This is a genomic window from Pseudoxanthomonas sp. LARHCG66 (assembly GCF_052871755.1).
Genome location: NZ_JBIXJW010000001.1, coordinates 1,195,846 through 1,211,350 on the forward strand (window position 1 = coordinate 1,195,846; position 15,505 = coordinate 1,211,350).

A 15,505-nucleotide genomic window follows, 5' to 3' on the forward strand; every position below is an offset into this window, starting at 1 on the left:
CCCCCTCCGCTCGCCATGCGCCCGTCCAAGACCGACCTCGCCCGCCAGACGTTGCAGGCCCACACGGGCACGCTCGGCATGCGCGAGCGGCGCGCGCTGATCCTCTGCGATGGACAGCGCGACCTGGGCGAACTCGTGCGCCTGCTGGGCCAGGATGCGCCGCTGCTGGTACAGCGCCTCGTGCAGGCGGGCTACCTCACCGCCGGGGACACGCCGACGACGCCATTGCCCGTGGCCAGTACGACCCGCGTGCCTATCACCAACGCGCCGGCCGGTCCGCGACGATCGCTGGTCGCGGCCAAGGTCTACCTGTCCGGCATGCTGGAGCTGCAGCGCGACGACGATGCACGCCGTCATCGCGAACGCCTGCAGTCGCGCCTGGACGACGATGCCATGCTCGAGGCACTAGCCAGCGCACTGGGCTTCCTCGAGGGCCGGGTGGCCACCACGCTGTCCCAGCGCATCCGCGAACGACTGGTCGAAGCACTGCCCAGCGAAGACCTGCCCCGCCTGCAGGCGCTGCTCACTGCCCAGGACGAAGCCGCGCTGTCCTGAGCGCGCGGTCCCTCCCTACGGGACGAAATGCCGGCGCAGGCCGGCCCAGCACGCCTGGTAGTCGCGCTGCCGATGGGGTGCTTCGATCGCCTGCCGCGTCGGCCGGATCACGGCACGCGTCTCGAACATGAAAGCCATCGTGCCGGTGATGACGTCCGACTTCGACAGGTCCGCGTTCGACGCTTTCTCGAACGTGGCCGCATCCGGCCCGTGGCCCGTCATGCAGTTGTGCAGCGACGCGCCGCCCGGCGCGAAGCCTTCGGCCTTGGCATCGTAGACGCCATGGATCAGGCCCATGAACTCGCTGGCGATATTGCGGTGGAACCACGGCGGGCGGAACGTGTCCTGCGCCACCAGCCAGCGCGGCGGGAAGATCACGAAATCCATGTTGCCCACGCCCGGCGTGTCGCTGGGTGAGGTGAGCACTAGGAAGATCGACGGATCCGGATGATCGAAGCTGATCGAACCGATCGTGTTGAAGCGGCGCAGGTCGTAGCGGTACGGCGCGTAGTTGCCATGCCAGCCCACCACGTCCAGCGGCGAGTGGCCGATACCAGCGCGCCACAGATGGCCCTGGAACTTTGCGATGAGCTCGAACTCGCCCTCGACATCTTCGTACGCCGCCACCGGCGTCTCGAAATCGCGCGGATTGGCCAGCCCGTTGGAGCCGATCGGGCCCAGGTCGGGCAAGCGCAAGGCCGCACCGAAGTTCTCGCAGACATAGCCGCGCGCTTCGCCGTCCCGCAACTCGACCAGGAAACGCACGCCGCGCGGGATCACCGCGACCTGCTGCGGCTCGACCTCGATCACGCCGAACTCGGTCGCGATGCGCAGGCGGCCCTGCTGCGGGACGATCAGCAGCTCCCCGTCCGCATCGTAGAAATAGCGGCCCTGCATCGACCGGTTGGCGGCGTACAGGTGGATGCCCACGCCATGCATGGCCTCCGGCGACCCATTGCCGGCCATCGTATACAGGCCATCGACGAAATCCGTAGGCGTCTCCGGCAGCGGCAGCGGCGACCAGCGCATCTGGTCCGGCGACACCGGCCCCGCACTGAAATCGCTGTGCAGGTGGTGCTGCGCATACGGCGCGAACGGACCGTGCATCGCCGCCGGGCGGATGCGATACAGCCAGCTGCGCCGGTTCTCCGCGCGCGGCGCAGTGAAAGCCGTGCCGCTCAACTGCTCGGCATACAGACCATGCGCCACGCGCTGCGGCGAGTTGCGGCCCTCTGGCAACGTGCCGGGGATCGCCTCGGTGGCGAAGTGGTTGCCGAAGCCGGGCTGGTAGTTGTCACTGCTCATGGTCGTGCTCGCTTGTCGCTTGAGCCCCTCTCCCATCGGGAGAGGGGTTGGGGTGAGGGTCCGGTCCGCGCGCGGCTTTCCAGATCCCCTCGACTACAGCCTCTATCGCCATCGACACATCATGATCCCAGAAGCGGAGGATGGTCCAACCCAGTGAACGCAGGATCCGCGTCCTGACCGCGTCGGACCGTGACGTGTGCTGCGAGCCATCCAGTTCGACGATCAGTTTCTTGTCGACACAACAGAAATCGGCGATGTAAGGCGGAATCGGGTGCTCGCGGCGGAACTTGAGCCCTTCGAGTCCCCGCCCGCGCAAGACCTTCCAGAGTTTGAGTTCCGCATCGGTCATTTCTCTGCGCAAACGACGCGAATACTGGAGCGTGGTACTGGGCAATGGCGGCTTGACGTCCATGATGCCACCGTACCCTCACCCCAACCCCTCTCCCGTCGGGAGAGGCGCTCGCACGGCGTCAGAGAACCCCGCGCTTCATCTGGTCCCGCTCGATGCTCTCGAACAGCGCCTGGAAGTTGCCTTCGCCGAAGCCTTCGTTGCCCTTGCGCTGGATGATCTCGAAGAAGATCGGGCCCAGCGCGTTCTGGGTGAAGATCTGCAGCAGCTTGCGCTGCTTGGTCTCCACGTCGGCGTCGATCAGGATGCCGTTCTTCGCCAGCCGCGCGACGTCCTCGCCATGGTCCGGGATGCGCTGGTCGATCACCTCGAAATAAGTCTCGGGCGTATCCAGGAACGCAACACCGGCTTCGCGCATCTTTTCCACGGTCGTGTAGATATCGTCGGTGAAGCAGGCGATGTGCTGGATGCCCTCGCCCTTGTAGGCGTCCAGGTACTCGTTGATCTGCGACTTCGGGTCGCTGGACTCGTTCAACGGGATGCGCACCATGCCGTCCGGCGCCGTCATCGCCTTCGACAACAGGCCGGTCTTGGCGCCCTTGATGTCGAAGTAGCGGATCTCGCGGAAGTTGAACAACCGCTCATAGTAGTCCGCCCACTTGGCCATGTTGCCGTGGTAAAGGTTGTGGGTCAGATGGTCGATGAAGGTCAGGCCGAAACCCGCGGGCAGCAGGTCCACCCCGGGCAGGTATTCGTAGTCCGGATCGTGGATGGTGCCCTTGTCGTCGTAGCGGTCGACGATATAGAGCATGCAGTCGCCGATGCCCTTGATGACCGGTGCGGCGACCGCCTTGGTGAGTTCGTCGGCAGCATCGAACGATTCGGCCCCGTTCTTCAGCGCCTGCACGCGCGCCCACTCGGCCAGCTTCCTGACCCGGATCGCGAAGCCGCAGGCGCTGGGTCCGTGCTCGGCGGCGAAGCGCGCGGCGAACGAATCCGGATCTTCGTTGATCAGGAAGGTGCAGTCGCCCTGGCGATAGGTGCTGATGGCGCGGGTCTTGTGGCGCGCGACCTGGACGAAGCCGAGCTTGCGGAAGTAATCATGCAGGTGATGCGCCTGCCCCTGCGGCGCGGCGAACTCGACGAACTCGAAGCCATCGATGCCCATCGGGTTGTCGAACGTCGTGGGCTGGATACCCAGGTTGGGTTGTGCGTTCATGGGGCGCCTCGCTAGGCTTGCCGGGTCAGACCCCATTTTATAGTTTCAGCTGAAACCAACCACAAGTAGCAGCGCAACATGAGCCAGCCAGCCAGCCCCGTCGTCCACGCAGATTTCGACCTCGACCGCCTGTTTTCCTACCGGTTGAGCGTGCTGTCGAACCGGATCAGCAGCGCGATTTCCCGGGAATACCACCGTCGCTTCGGCCTGGCGATCACCGAATGGCGGGTGATGGCGGTGCTGGGGCGCTTCCCCGGCCTGTCAGCGGGCGAGGTGGCCACGCGCACCGCGATGGACAAGGTCGCGGTCAGCCGGGCGGTGGCCCGCCTGCTGGAGCGGGCCCTGATCCAGCGCGAGATCCACGGCGACGACCGCCGCCGCTCGGTGCTGGCGCTGACCGACGAAGGGTTCCGGGTCTACGACGAAGTCGCGCCGATGGTCATCGAGTACCACCAGCGCATGCTGGAGCCGTTGAGCGACGAGGAGCGCGCAATGCTCGACCAGCTGATCGACAAGCTGGCCGGGGAAGGCGTCCGACGCATCGAAGGCTGAAGCCTTTCCTTGCCGGAAGAAAAAACGGCGGCCAATGGCCGCCGTTTTTCGTTGGCGCCCGGCGAGCGCCGGGGTGCCAGGGAGTTACTTAACGCCGTGCATCAGCTTCTGGATCAGCGGCGCGATCAGGAACAGCAGCACACCGGCACCCATCAGGATCCAGAACCCCATCGTATATCCGGCGTGGGCCGACTCGACGGTCATGCCGGTCTCGCCACTGACATGGCTGGCGAAGATGCCAGAGAGGTTGTTGCCGATCGCAGTGGACAGGAACCAGCCGCCCATGCCGAAACCGACCAGTCGTACCGGCGCCAGCTTGGTCACCATCGACAGGCCGATCGGCGACAGGCACAGCTCGCCGACGGACTGGATCACGTACACCATGAACAGCGTCCAGAACGGGATCTTCAGCGTCTGCGGGTCCACCAGGCTGGACAGCGCGAACATCAGGAGCAGGAAGGCGAGGCCATTGAAGATCAGGCCCAGGCCGAACTTGCGCGGAATCGACGGATTGCTGCTTCCCATCTTCACCCACAACCAGGCCAGTACCGGCGCCAAGGTGATGATCGCCAGCGAATTGACCGACTGGAACCAGCCCACCGGGAACACCCAGCCGCCGAAGTCGCGATTGACGATGTTCTGCGCGAGGAAGTTGAACGAACTGCCTGCCTGCTCGAAGAAGCACCAGAACAGCACGTTGAACACGAAGATGATCAGCATCGCGATGGCCATGTCGCGCCGCACGGCGCCATCCTTGAAACCCTCCTTCAGGATCAGCGCGCACAGACCGATGAACAGCGCGGTCAGGATCCACTGCAGTGCGCCTGCCCCGATCGACAGCAGGAAGTAGATCACCGGGATGGCAATGATGGCGCAGATCGCCGTGACCAGTACGCGGCCAGTGCCCTCCGCACCTTCCTGGGGCCGTCCGATACCTTGCAGCTGCGCGCGGCCGAACCAAAACCACACCAGGCTGATCAACATGCCGATGCCCGAGACCAGGAACACCACCTTGTAGGCCGGCATTTCAGGCGTGCCGCCCATGACCCGTTCGGCCAGCAGTCCGGTCAGCCACGGCGCGATCATCGCGCCCAGGTTGATGCCCATGTAGAACAGGGTGAAGCCCGAATCGCGGCGCCCGTCGCCGGTCGTATACAGCTTGCCGACCATGGTCGAAATGTTCGGTTTGAACAGGCCGTTGCCGGCGATCACCGTGGCCAGGCCCAGCCGGAACAACTGCTCATTGGGCAGCATGATCAGGAACAGGCCGGCGGCCATGATGACGGCACCCAGCAGGATCGAACGCTGGTAACCGATCACCCGGTCCGCCACATAGCCACCAAACAGCGCCGCCGCGTAAACCAGCGCCAGGTATGCACCATAGAGCCGACTGGCCGGCGCCTCGCCCGCGCTGTCGCCCGCGTAGAACTGCGCGACGATGTACAGCGCTAGCGCCCAGCGCATGCCATAGAACGCGAAACGTTCCCAGAACTCGGTCATGAACAGCATCCACAAGGGGCGCGGATGCCCCAGCAGTTGCTTGAATTCCGGTATCCGTTCCGGCGTTGATGTGTCGACGGCTCCGCTCATGCGGGCTCCCCCTAGAAAAAAAGTGGTTCAGGATTTCGGTTTCCCTTGCAACGAGAGCAGGGGACGGGCGAGGATCACCGACCCGGCCGGCCCTCGTCAAATCGCTGAAACACGGACGGTGTAACGGCTGTTCGGCCTATTCAGGCAATCAATTCGCTGATTTCCAAGGGATTTCGACAGGAAATACGGCTCAGCGACCGGGCCCGATCGAGGTCCGCACGTCGAACAGTTCCGGGAAGAACGTCAGCTCCAGCGCCTGGCGCAGGAAGCCCACGCCGCTGGAGCCGCCCGTGCCGCGCTTGAAGCCGATGATGCGCATCACCGTACGCATGTGGCGGAAGCGCCATAGCTGGAACTGGCTTTCCAGGTCCACCAAGTCCTCGCACAGCGAATACTCGCGCCAGTAGCGGTCGGTGTCCTCGTAGATCGCTTCGAATACCGGCAGCAGCGCGGCGTCGGCGGCATGAGACTGGCGCCAGTCGCGTTGCAGGTGCTGCGCGGGGATCGCATGGTCCCAGCGCGCGAGGTACATCAGGAATTCGTCGTACAGGCTGGGCGCGTCCAGCACGGCCTCCAACCCGGCATGACCTTCCGGGTCATGCGCGAACACCTTCAGCATCGCCGCATTCTTGTTGCCCAGCAGGAATTCGATGGTGCGGTACTGCAGCGACTGGAAGCCCGACGACGGGCCCAGCAGGTCGCGGAAGCCCATGTACTCGGACGGCGTCAGCGTCTCCAGCACCGACCACTGGTCGGTCAGCTGGCGCAGCACCTGCTTGGCGCGCGCCATCACCTTGCGGGCCTGCCAGACCTGGTCGCGCTGGAGGAACCCGATCGCCGCCCGCAGCTCGTGGATCATCAGCTTCATCCACAGCTCGGAGACCTGGTGCTGCACGATGAAGAGCATCTCGTCGTGGTGCGGCGGATCCGACACCGGGTGCTGCGCGGACAGCAGGCGATCCAGCTGCAGGTAGCCGCCATAGCTCATGCGACCCGACAGGTCGGTGTGGATGCCTGCTTCCAGCGGGCGTTCGTTCTTTTCTACGGCCATCCGTCGATCAACCGGGGGCGCCACCCGGGCGGCGGCAGGGGCGCCAGCGTAACCGATGGTGGTCGGGCGCCCCGGCAAGGCGAACAAAAACGGGCACTTATGTCACGCCCATGCAATGCGTGTACCACAGGCTTGGGCTACATTGCGTCGGCCGGGGGCGGGACCGCCTCCGACAGGGGGCGGCGTCCATCCACTGAGGGAGAGTCCGTAACATGGAAATGCCACGGGGCCGCCTTGCGGCCGTGTTCGCGTCTTTCGCCTTGCTCTTCGCCGCGTCGTCGGTGCAGGCGCAGGTAGTCATCAGCCAGGTCTATGGCGGCGGCGGCAACAGCGGCGCGACGCTGAAGAACGATTTCATCGAACTGCGCAACAACGGCCCGACCGCCGTCGACCTGACCGGCTGGAGCGTGCAGTACACCTCCTCCGCCGGCACCACCTGGAGCGGGCGTACCACTCTCAGCGGCAGCATCCCGGCCGGCGGCTTCTACCTGGTCCAGCAGGCGCAGGGCGCCGGCGGCACGGTGGACCTGCCCACCCCGGATGCGGTCGGCACCATCGCGATGAGCGGCACCGCCGGCAAGGTAGCGCTGAGCCGCAGCACCACGGCGCTGACCGGCGCCTGCCCGACCGCCGATGCCAACGTGGCCGATTTCGTCGGCTTCGGCAGCGCGGCCAACTGCTTCGAAGGCAGCGCCCCCACCGGCACACTCAGCAACACCACTGCCGCGCTGCGTGGCGGCGACGGCAGCATCGACACCAACAACAATGGCGCCGACTTCGCCGTCGGTGCACCGAACCCGCGCAACAGCGGTGCCGCGCCGCCGGATCCGCCCGATCCGCCAGTCGCTCTGACCATCGCGCAGATCCAGGGCAACGGCCTGCTGTCGCCACACAACGGCAAGCGCGTGGTGACCGAAGGCATCGTCACCGCGGTCAAGTTCAACAACGGCTTCTTCCTGCAGGCCGCCAACGACGATGGCGACCCGGCCACCTCGGATGCCGTATTCGTCTTCACCAGCAGCGCGCCGCCGGCCACCGCTGCGGTCGGCAACCGCGTGCGCGTAACCGGCACGGTCGAGGAATTCACTCCGTCCTCCAATCCGCACCAGTTGGCGATCACCGAGATCGTCACGCCGACGGTCGAAATGCTGGAAACCGGCGTGGCCCTGCCCGCCGCGATCGAACTGACCGCCGCCGAGCTGGGCCCCGACGCCCTCCCCGGCACGCTGGAGCGACTGGAAGGCATGCGCGTGAGCGTGGCACAGGCGGTGGTGATCGCCCCGTCCGGCGGCAGCCTGGACGAGAACGACGCGCTGTCCTTCAGCGACGGCGTGTTCCACGTCGCCCTGCCCGGCGTGGCGCGTCCGTTCCGTGAACCCGGCATCGCCGTGATGGATGCCATCACCCTGCCCGCCGGCAAGAACCCGCCGCGCTTCGACACCAACCAGGAACGCCTGATGGTGCGCAGCCGCGGCCAGGTCGGCGCGCAGCCGATCTCGGTCGACACCGGCGCCGATGTGGCCGGCCTGCTCGGCGTGCTGGACTACTTCGCCGGCACCTGGGCACTGCTGCCCGACGTGGCCACGCCGCCGTCGGTCAGCGGCGGCCTCCTGCCGGAGGCCGTCAACGATCCGAGCTACGACGAAGTCACCGTCGGCAGCTTCAACCTGCTTCGCCTGTTCGACGAGGTCAATGACAGCAACGGCGCGGTGACGCTGACGCCGGAAGCGCTGGACAAGCGCCTGGCCAAGGCAGCGCTGGCGATCTGCGACTACCTGAAGGCCCCGGACATCCTGGGCGCGGTGGAAGTGGAGAATCTGCGCGTGCTGCAGCTGCTGTCCGAACGCATCGACGCAACCTGCGCCGCGCGCCCGGGCTACGTACCGTACCTGCAGCCGGGCAACGACGTGGGCGGCATCAACGTCGGCTTCCTGGTCAGCTCGCGCGTGACCGCCGACGGCATGGCCCGCGTCGAAGTGCTGGACGTGGCGCAGTTCGGCAAGGAGACCACCATCGCCAACCCGAACGGCACCACCAGCCTGCTCAACGACCGTCCGCCGCTGCGCCTGCGCGCCCGCGTGCACCAGGACGCGGCGTCGAGCTATCCGCTGACGGTGATCGTCAACCACCTGCGTTCGCTCAACGACATCAACGACACCCTGCCCGGCAGCGGCGGCTGGGCCACCGGCGGCGAACGCGTGCGGGTGAAGCGCGGTGCCCAGGCGGTCTACCTGGCCCAGCTGGTGCAGGAGATGCAGCAGGCGAACCCGGACGAGAAGATCGTGCTGGTCGGCGACTTCAACGCGTTCGAGTTCAACGATGGCTACGTCGACGTGCTCGGCATCATCAAGGGCGAAGCCGCGCCGGAAGACCAGGTGCTGACCTGGATGCCCAGCCCGCTGACGACGCCGCTGGTGGACGGTTCGCAGCTGATCGCCGATCCCGCGCACCGGTACTCGTACGTGTTCGAGGGGAATGCGCAGACGCTGGACCACGTGCTGGTCAACGAGTCGCTGGTGATGGACGCCGCGCTGCGCGTGGACCATGCGCGCATCAACGCCGACTTCGGCGTGGACAACTTCGGTGATGCGACACTGGCGGTGCGCTCCTCCGACCACGATCCGGTCCGTCTGAGCATCCGCGTGCCGTCCTTCGCCCGCGCCGACCTGTCGGCCATCGTCAGCGCGGACCGCACCAGCGCCAACGTGGGCGAGACCGTGCGTTACACCGCGACGGTCCGCAACGCCGGCCCGGGGGCGGCATCGCCGGCAGCGTTCGCCTTCGTGTTCTCGGCCGAACTGTCGCCTTCGCTGGCCACGCTGCCGGCCGGCTGGAGCTGCGCAGCCGCCGAGGTGACCGCCGGCACAACCCGCGTGGCCTGCACCATCTCGTCGCTGGCGGCGGGCGCTGACGCCACGTTCGCGATCGACGCCATCGTCCCGGCCAGCGCGGCAGGCACCACGCTCGGCCTGGGTGTGTCGGCCAACTCGACCGTGCTCGACCCCGCCAACGGCGACAACACCGCCGCCGTCTCGGTGGCCGTGGCCGCACTGCCGCAGACCCGCGCCGACCTGTCGGTGCAGCTGCTCGGTGCCGCCCTGCCGCTGCGTCGCGGCACCATCGCCACGCTGCTGGTGCCGGTGCGCAACGCCGGTCCGGATGCGGCCGAGCAGGTCACCGTGCGCCTGACCAGTAACGTGGAGGCCCGCTACGCCGCCGTGGCCGCCCCCAGCGGCTGGAGCTGCACGCGCGTGGCGGACACCACCGACGGTGCTGCCGCCGACTGCACCCGTCGTGGCGCCATGCCGCGCGGCGTGCAGACGTTGGCCTTCGCCCTGCTGGTCCCCGGCAAGCCGAAGCGCGGCACCGAACTGGAGTTCGAAGCCACCGTGAGCAGCACGACGACGGACCCGAACCCCGGCAACAACCACGATCGCCTGGTCCAGCGCATCCGCTGAACTTTCCGGCCATCGTGGGGTCGACAGGGGCGCGGGCAACCGCGCCCTTGTCGTTTGCGCAGCACGCGACGCGCATCACGTCCGACCCACGCCGACCGCAGGCGGACTGACACCGAACGACAGTCGGGCAAGCCCCTGTTTCCGCACCGGTTTCTTCGAAGAGGCGCGCGCCATTCAACCCCGTCTTGCTGCATTGCACGACAGCCGCCCGGCACACAGCTCCTAAAATTACATTTGAAACCAATTCCGCCGGCCGACGAGAACACCGTCCAGATGACCATCGCCGCAAGCTTCGAAATCGAATACCTCCAGTACCTGGGTCCCGACGGGACCCAGGTACGCAACGACCTGCCCGAGGCCGGCCGCGACATCGCCCGCCTGCGCGAGCTGTTCAAGCAGATGCTGTTCGTGCGTACCTTCGACACCAAGGCCATCGCCCTGCAGCGCACCGGCAAGCTGGGTACCTATGCCAGCTGCCTGGGTCACGAGGCCACCCACGTCGGCATCGGCGCGTCGATGCGCACCGGCGACGTCTATGCACCCAGCTACCGCGAATACGGCGCCATGTTCATGCGCGGGGTGAAGCCGCGCGACGTGCTGATGTACTGGGGCGGCGACGAGCGCGGCAGCGACTACGATCGCGACAGCGATGCACGCAACGACTTTCCCTTCTGCGTGCCCATCTCCACCCAGTGCCTGCATGCGGCCGGCGCGGCGCTGTCGTTCAAGCTGCGCAGGCAGCCGCATATCGCGGTGAGCACCTGCGGCGATGGTGGTTCGTCGAAGACCGACTTCTACGCCGCACTGAACTCCGCGGGTGCTTACGAACTGCCGCTGGTGCTGGGCGTGATCAACAACGGCTGGGCGATCTCCGTGCCGCGCAGCGCGCAGACCGGCGCGCAGACGCTTGCCCAGAAGGGCCTGGCCGGCGGCCTGCACTGCCTGCAGGTCGACGGCAACGACCTGATCGCCGTGCTCGAAGGCATGCGCCGCGCCAGCGAGCGCGCCCGCAAGGGCCAGGGCGGCACGGTGATCGAGTTCGTCACCTACCGCCTGTCCGACCACACCACCGCCGACGACGCGCGCCGCTACCGCGACGATGCCGAAGTGAAGGCCGGTTGGGAACGCGAGCCGATCAGCCGCCTGCGCACCTGGCTGACCGCGCAGGGCGCCTGGAGCGAGGCCGACGAGGCCGCGTGGAAGGAGGAATGCGGCGCGCGCGTGGACGAGGAAGTCAACGCCTACCTCAACACGCCGGTGCAGCCGGTCGAGGCGATGTTCGACTACCTCTACGCCGATCCGCCGCCGGAACTGCTGCAGCAACGTGCCGCCGCGATCGCCGCGGAGAACCGCCCGTGAGCACCGTGATGAAACCTGAAAACAAGACTGTGGGAGCGACGTCAGTCGCGAAACCGGATGCCGCGGCGACCCCGACGGCGATCACGCTCATCGAAGCGATCACCCAGGCGCTGGCCTGGGAGATCGCGCACGATGAATCGGTGCTGGTGCTGGGCGAGGACGTGGGCGTGAACGGCGGCGTGTTCCGCGCCACCGCCGGCCTGCAGCAGAAATTCGGCCCCGAACGCGTGCTCGACACGCCGCTGGATGAAACCACCATCGCAGGCCTCACCGTCGGCCTGGCCGCGCAGGGCATGAAGCCGGTCGCCGAAGCGCAGTTCGATGGCTTCGTCTACCCGATGGTCGACCATCTGATCTGCCACGCCGCCCGCCTGCGCACCCGTACGCGCGGCCGCCTGCACTGCCCGATGGTGCTGCGCGTACCGTGGGGCGGCGGCATCCGCGCGCCGGAGCACCACAGCGAAGCCAATGAAGCGATCTTCACCAACGTGCCCGGCCTGCGCGTGGTGATGCCGTCCTCGCCGCAGCGCGCCTACGGCCTGCTGCTGGCCGCAATCCGCGACCCGGATCCGGTCATCTACATGGAACCCAAGCGCATCTACCGCCAGTACAAGGAAGTGGTCGCCGACGACGGCGAAGCGCTGCCGCTGGACGTGTGCTTCGTGCTGCGCGACGGCACCGACGTGACCCTGGTGACCTGGGGCGCGCAGGTCAAGGAAGCGCTGGAAGCGGCCGAAAAACTGGCCGGCGAAGGCATCAGCGCCGAGGTCATCGACGTGGCGACGCTGCGTCCGCTCGATTTCGACACCATCGCCGAATCGGTGGCCCGCACCGGTCGCTGCGTGATCGTGCACGAAGCGCCGCGCACCGCGGGCTTCGGCGCCGAGATCGCCGCGCGCCTGGCCGAGCAGTCGATGTACGACCTGCTGGCCCCGGTCGAGCGCGTCACCGGCTACGACACCCACATCCCGCTGTTCCGCCTGGAAATGAAGTACCTGCCCAGCGTCGAGAAGATCGTCGCGGCGGCGAAGCGGGCGATGGCGAACGGCTGATGCACGCCCGCGCCATCCGCGACTACCGCACGCAGTACGCGAACCCGATCCGGTTCGCGCGCGGCGACGTGGTCGCGCTCGGCGCACGCGACACCGAGTGGCCGGCCTTCGCCTGGACCACCACCGCCGACGGCAATGCCGGCTGGGCGCCAGTGGACTGGCTGCAGCCGCGCGACGACGGTCACGCCGTCGCATTGCACGACTATTCCGCGCAGGAACTCGACGTGCGGGCCGGCGACACCGTCGCCCTTCTGCACGAACTGGGTGACTGGTGGTGGTGCACGCACACGGACGGCCGCAGCGGCTGGGTGCCGGCGCGCGATCTGCAACCGATCAACGAAACGACTTCCAACGAGATATCCGCATGAGCGAGAGCAAGACCTTCCACCTTCCCGACCTGGGCGAAGGCCTCCCGGACGCCACCATCGTCGAATGGTTCGTCAAGGAAGGCGACGTGATCCGGCTGGACGAACCGCTGGTGTCGATGGAAACGGCGAAGGCCGTGGTCGAGGTTCCCTCGCCCGTGTCCGGCAAGGTGATGAAGCTGGCCGGCGCGGCGGGCGATGTCGTCATCACCGGCAGCATGCTGGCCGTGTTCGAGCCCGATGCCAGCCTGCCGCAGCGCGCGGAAGGCCAGGATACCGGTCACCATCATGGGCCGCCCAAACCCGCTGCCTTGGCAGCGACGTCAGTCGCGAACGCCACGGCCGACCCATCGCCCGTCGCGACTGACGCCGCTCCCGTCGAGGCGGATGCCGGCACCGTGGTCGGTGCCATGCAATCGTCCAACGCCGTACACACCGAGCAGGCGATCGCCGTCGGCGGGGTCAAGGCGATGCCGGCCGTGCGCGCGATGGCAAAGAAGCTCGGCGTGGACTTGGCGCGCGTGCGCCCGACCGGCGCCGATGGCGCGGTCACCATGCAGGATGTGAAGCAGGCGGCCGCCGATGGCACCGCCGCTGTAGGAGGGGCTTCAGCCCCGACGCTTTCCCACCGTGTGGTCGGGGCTGAAGCCCCTCCTACAGCGGCGCCTACCGTGCAGCGCACCACGCTGTCCGCCAGCGGCAAGCCGATGCGCACGCAGCCGCCGGGCGTGTCCGTCAGCGGCCAGCCCGAACAGCTGAAGGGCGTGCGCCGCAACATGGCGCGGGTGATGGCCGATGCCCATGCCAAAGTCGTGCCGACCACGCTGAGCGACGATGCCGACGTGCATGCGTGGGTACCCGGCAACGACATGACCGGCCGCCTCGTCCGCGCCATCGTGCGTGCCTGCAAGACGGTGCCGGCGATGAATGCGTGGTTCGACGGCGAGAAACTCACCCGCACGCTGCATCCACACGTCGACATCGGCATTGCCGTGGACACCGATGACGGCCTGTTCGTGCCGGCGCTGCACAACGCCGACCTGCTGGAAGCCGGCGGCGTGCGCGAGAGCATCAACCGCCTGCGCGCGCAGGTGGAAGACCGCAGCATCCCGCCGTCGGAACTGACCGGCTACACGATCTCGCTGAGCAACTTCGGCATGTTCGCCGGCCGCTATGCCACCCCGGTGGTGGTGCCGCCGTGCGTCGCCATCGTCGCCGCCGGCCGCGCGCGCCACCAGGTCACGCCGGTGATGGGTGGCTTCGAATCGCACAAGGTCATCCCCTTGTCGGTGACGTTCGACCACCGCGCCTGCACCGGCGGTGAGGCGGCACGCTTCCTCAAGGCATTGATCGACGACCTGGCCCTGCCGGCGTGACCTTCCGTCGGCTCACGCCGATGCTGCGCACGCCGGACCTGCCCGGCACACTCGCGTTCTACCGCGACGTGCTGGGCTTCGGACTCGCGTCCGGCGCGCTGGAGCAGGGCTGGCTGGCGCTGCGCCGCGACGGTGCCGAGCTGATGCTGTCCGGCATGAACGACCACGAGGGCGATACGGTCCCGGGATTCACCGGCTCGCTGTACCTGGAAGTCGCCGACGTCGACGCGCTGTGGGACGCCGTGCGCGACCGTGCCCGCATCTGCTACACGCCCGAGACGTTCGCCTACGGCATGCGCGAATTCGCCGTCTACGACAACAACGGCTACCTGCTGCAGTTCGGTACCCCGTTCGCGGACGACACCTGACCGCGAACGGTGGCAGGATGTCGCGCACATCCACCCGGAAATCCGCCATGGCACACCGCAGCCGTCTCGCCGGTTTCATCATCGACAGCCAGGTCGACGACCTGCCCGCCGCATCCGCATTCTGGAGCTCGGCGCTGGGACTGGAAGTCACCCATCCCGATGATGGCGACCTGGGCATCTACGACAAGTTCGAACCCGGTCCCGGTGGCCTGCACATCGAAGTGCAGAAGGTAAAGCACGAAGCCCGCGTGCACCTGGACATCGAGACCGACGACATCGACGCCGAAGTCGCACGACTGGAAGCGCTCGGCGCCAAGCGCGTGCAGCACGTGCGCAACCGCTGGTGGGTGATGGAAGCGCCCACCGGCCACCGCTTCTGCGTGGTGCCGATGGACGAAGGCAGCACGCGCGGCGCGCCGAACCGCTGGCCCTGAGAGCAGCAGCTCACCGCATCACGACAACGTGGTCGTTCCAGAAGGACAGCAGGTGTTTCAGACCGGGAGACGATGCAGTCTCGTCCTCCAGCCACGGCAGGTCGCGCTGCCATTGCGCCTGACTGAGCTGCTGGACCAGGCTCTGCGGCGCTTCCGCGAACCCCATGTGCCAGCGCTGCAGGCGACGCGCATCAAGGCTGCCCTGCTCGAGGATCTCCAGTTCGCGATGCTGCCGCGCGCGGGCGATCCGTGCGTAGACATGCTCGACATCGGCGCGGGCGCCTTCCAGGTACTGCACAAAGCGTTGCCCGCCGTAGATCAGGGTGCCGGTGACGTTGGCCAACTGGTTGTTGACGCGTGCATCGAGCAGCAGAGCATCGAGGTCGGCGGTCTCCAGTGGGCGCGTGGCCTGGCTCTGGTAGACCAGCGCATGCAGTGAGGCCATCTGATGCTCGGGCGGCGCGGAAAGGAC

General features: G+C 67.2%; 15 protein-coding genes. 9 read left to right on the forward strand and 6 right to left on the reverse strand.

Annotated elements, in window-relative coordinates; genetic code table 11:
- Positions 1-15 precede the first annotated feature (15 nt).
- Complete coding sequence (locus tag ACIPRS_RS05740) at positions 16-555, forward strand: hypothetical protein (RefSeq protein ID WP_446537822.1); 540 nt, start codon at positions 16-18, stop codon at positions 553-555.
- A 15-nt stretch (positions 556-570) separates the two neighbouring features.
- On the opposite strand, the gene hmgA is transcribed toward ACIPRS_RS05740, so the two are convergent.
- Genes hmgA through hppD form a run of 3 tightly spaced genes read right to left on the reverse strand, consistent with a single transcriptional unit; the run spans position 571 to position 3,464 of the window.
- Entirely contained in the window at positions 571-1,860 is a 1,290-nt protein-coding gene (gene hmgA, locus ACIPRS_RS05745; protein ID WP_446537823.1) for a homogentisate 1,2-dioxygenase, read from the reverse strand.
- Entirely contained in the window at positions 1,850-2,272 is a 423-nt protein-coding gene (locus tag ACIPRS_RS05750; protein ID WP_446537824.1) for an endonuclease domain-containing protein, read from the reverse strand. The genes hmgA and ACIPRS_RS05750 overlap by 11 nt, the downstream gene beginning before the upstream one ends.
- Before the next feature lie 58 nt (positions 2,273-2,330).
- On the reverse strand, positions 2,331-3,464 hold the full coding sequence (hppD, locus tag ACIPRS_RS05755) for a 4-hydroxyphenylpyruvate dioxygenase (protein WP_446537825.1): 1,134 nt from the start codon (positions 3,462-3,464) through the stop codon (positions 2,331-2,333).
- A gap of 42 nt (positions 3,465-3,506) precedes the next feature.
- Here hppD and ACIPRS_RS05760 point away from each other — a divergent pair, with 42 nt between their 5' ends.
- Positions 3,507-3,980, forward strand: coding sequence for a MarR family winged helix-turn-helix transcriptional regulator (locus ACIPRS_RS05760; protein ID WP_192200146.1), 474 nt, complete (start codon positions 3,507-3,509; stop codon positions 3,978-3,980).
- Positions 3,981-4,064: 84 nt separating this feature from the next.
- Here ACIPRS_RS05760 and ACIPRS_RS05765 read toward each other — a convergent pair whose 3' ends face one another.
- Both ACIPRS_RS05765 and ACIPRS_RS05770 read right to left on the reverse strand, forming a co-directional pair.
- Entirely contained in the window at positions 4,065-5,570 is a 1,506-nt protein-coding gene (locus ACIPRS_RS05765) for a peptide MFS transporter (RefSeq protein WP_446537826.1), read from the reverse strand.
- A gap of 190 nt (positions 5,571-5,760) precedes the next feature.
- Complete coding sequence (locus ACIPRS_RS05770) at positions 5,761-6,621, reverse strand: tryptophan 2,3-dioxygenase (protein WP_446537827.1); 861 nt, start codon at positions 6,619-6,621, stop codon at positions 5,761-5,763.
- A gap of 212 nt (positions 6,622-6,833) precedes the next feature.
- On the opposite strand from ACIPRS_RS05770, the gene ACIPRS_RS05775 reads away from it, so the two are divergent.
- The 7 genes from ACIPRS_RS05775 to ACIPRS_RS05805 all read left to right on the forward strand — a co-directional run bounded on the left by ACIPRS_RS05775 (position 6,834) and on the right by ACIPRS_RS05805 (position 15,033).
- Positions 6,834-10,079: a lamin tail domain-containing protein gene (locus ACIPRS_RS05775; RefSeq protein WP_446537828.1), complete on the forward strand. Its 3,246-nt coding sequence runs from the start codon at positions 6,834-6,836 to the stop codon at positions 10,077-10,079.
- 273 nt (positions 10,080-10,352) lie between these two features.
- On the forward strand, positions 10,353-11,438 hold the full coding sequence (gene pdhA, locus ACIPRS_RS05780; RefSeq protein ID WP_446537829.1) for a pyruvate dehydrogenase (acetyl-transferring) E1 component subunit alpha: 1,086 nt from the start codon (positions 10,353-10,355) through the stop codon (positions 11,436-11,438).
- An 8-nt stretch (positions 11,439-11,446) separates the two neighbouring features.
- Complete coding sequence (locus tag ACIPRS_RS05785; RefSeq protein WP_446537830.1) at positions 11,447-12,490, forward strand: alpha-ketoacid dehydrogenase subunit beta; 1,044 nt, start codon at positions 11,447-11,449, stop codon at positions 12,488-12,490.
- On the forward strand, positions 12,490-12,858 hold the full coding sequence (locus ACIPRS_RS05790; RefSeq protein WP_446537831.1) for an SH3 domain-containing protein: 369 nt from the start codon (positions 12,490-12,492) through the stop codon (positions 12,856-12,858). The genes ACIPRS_RS05785 and ACIPRS_RS05790 overlap by 1 nt, the downstream gene beginning before the upstream one ends.
- Positions 12,855-14,231 (forward strand): dihydrolipoamide acetyltransferase family protein, encoded by a 1,377-nt coding sequence (locus tag ACIPRS_RS05795; protein ID WP_446537832.1) that lies wholly within the window; start codon positions 12,855-12,857, stop codon positions 14,229-14,231. Before ACIPRS_RS05790 ends, ACIPRS_RS05795 begins: the two co-directional genes overlap by 4 nt.
- Positions 14,232-14,251: 20 nt before the next feature.
- Entirely contained in the window at positions 14,252-14,599 is a 348-nt protein-coding gene (locus ACIPRS_RS05800; protein ID WP_446537833.1) for a VOC family protein, read from the forward strand.
- 47 nt (positions 14,600-14,646) lie between these two features.
- The gene (locus tag ACIPRS_RS05805) at positions 14,647-15,033 is read left to right on the forward strand and encodes a VOC family protein (protein WP_446537834.1); all 387 of its coding nucleotides are present in this window, start codon (positions 14,647-14,649) and stop codon (positions 15,031-15,033) included.
- 10 nt (positions 15,034-15,043) lie between these two features.
- On the opposite strand, the gene ACIPRS_RS05810 is transcribed toward ACIPRS_RS05805, so the two are convergent.
- Entirely contained in the window at positions 15,044-15,478 is a 435-nt protein-coding gene (locus tag ACIPRS_RS05810) for a BLUF domain-containing protein (protein WP_337730665.1), read from the reverse strand.
- Between the last annotated feature and the right edge of the window lie 27 nt (positions 15,479-15,505).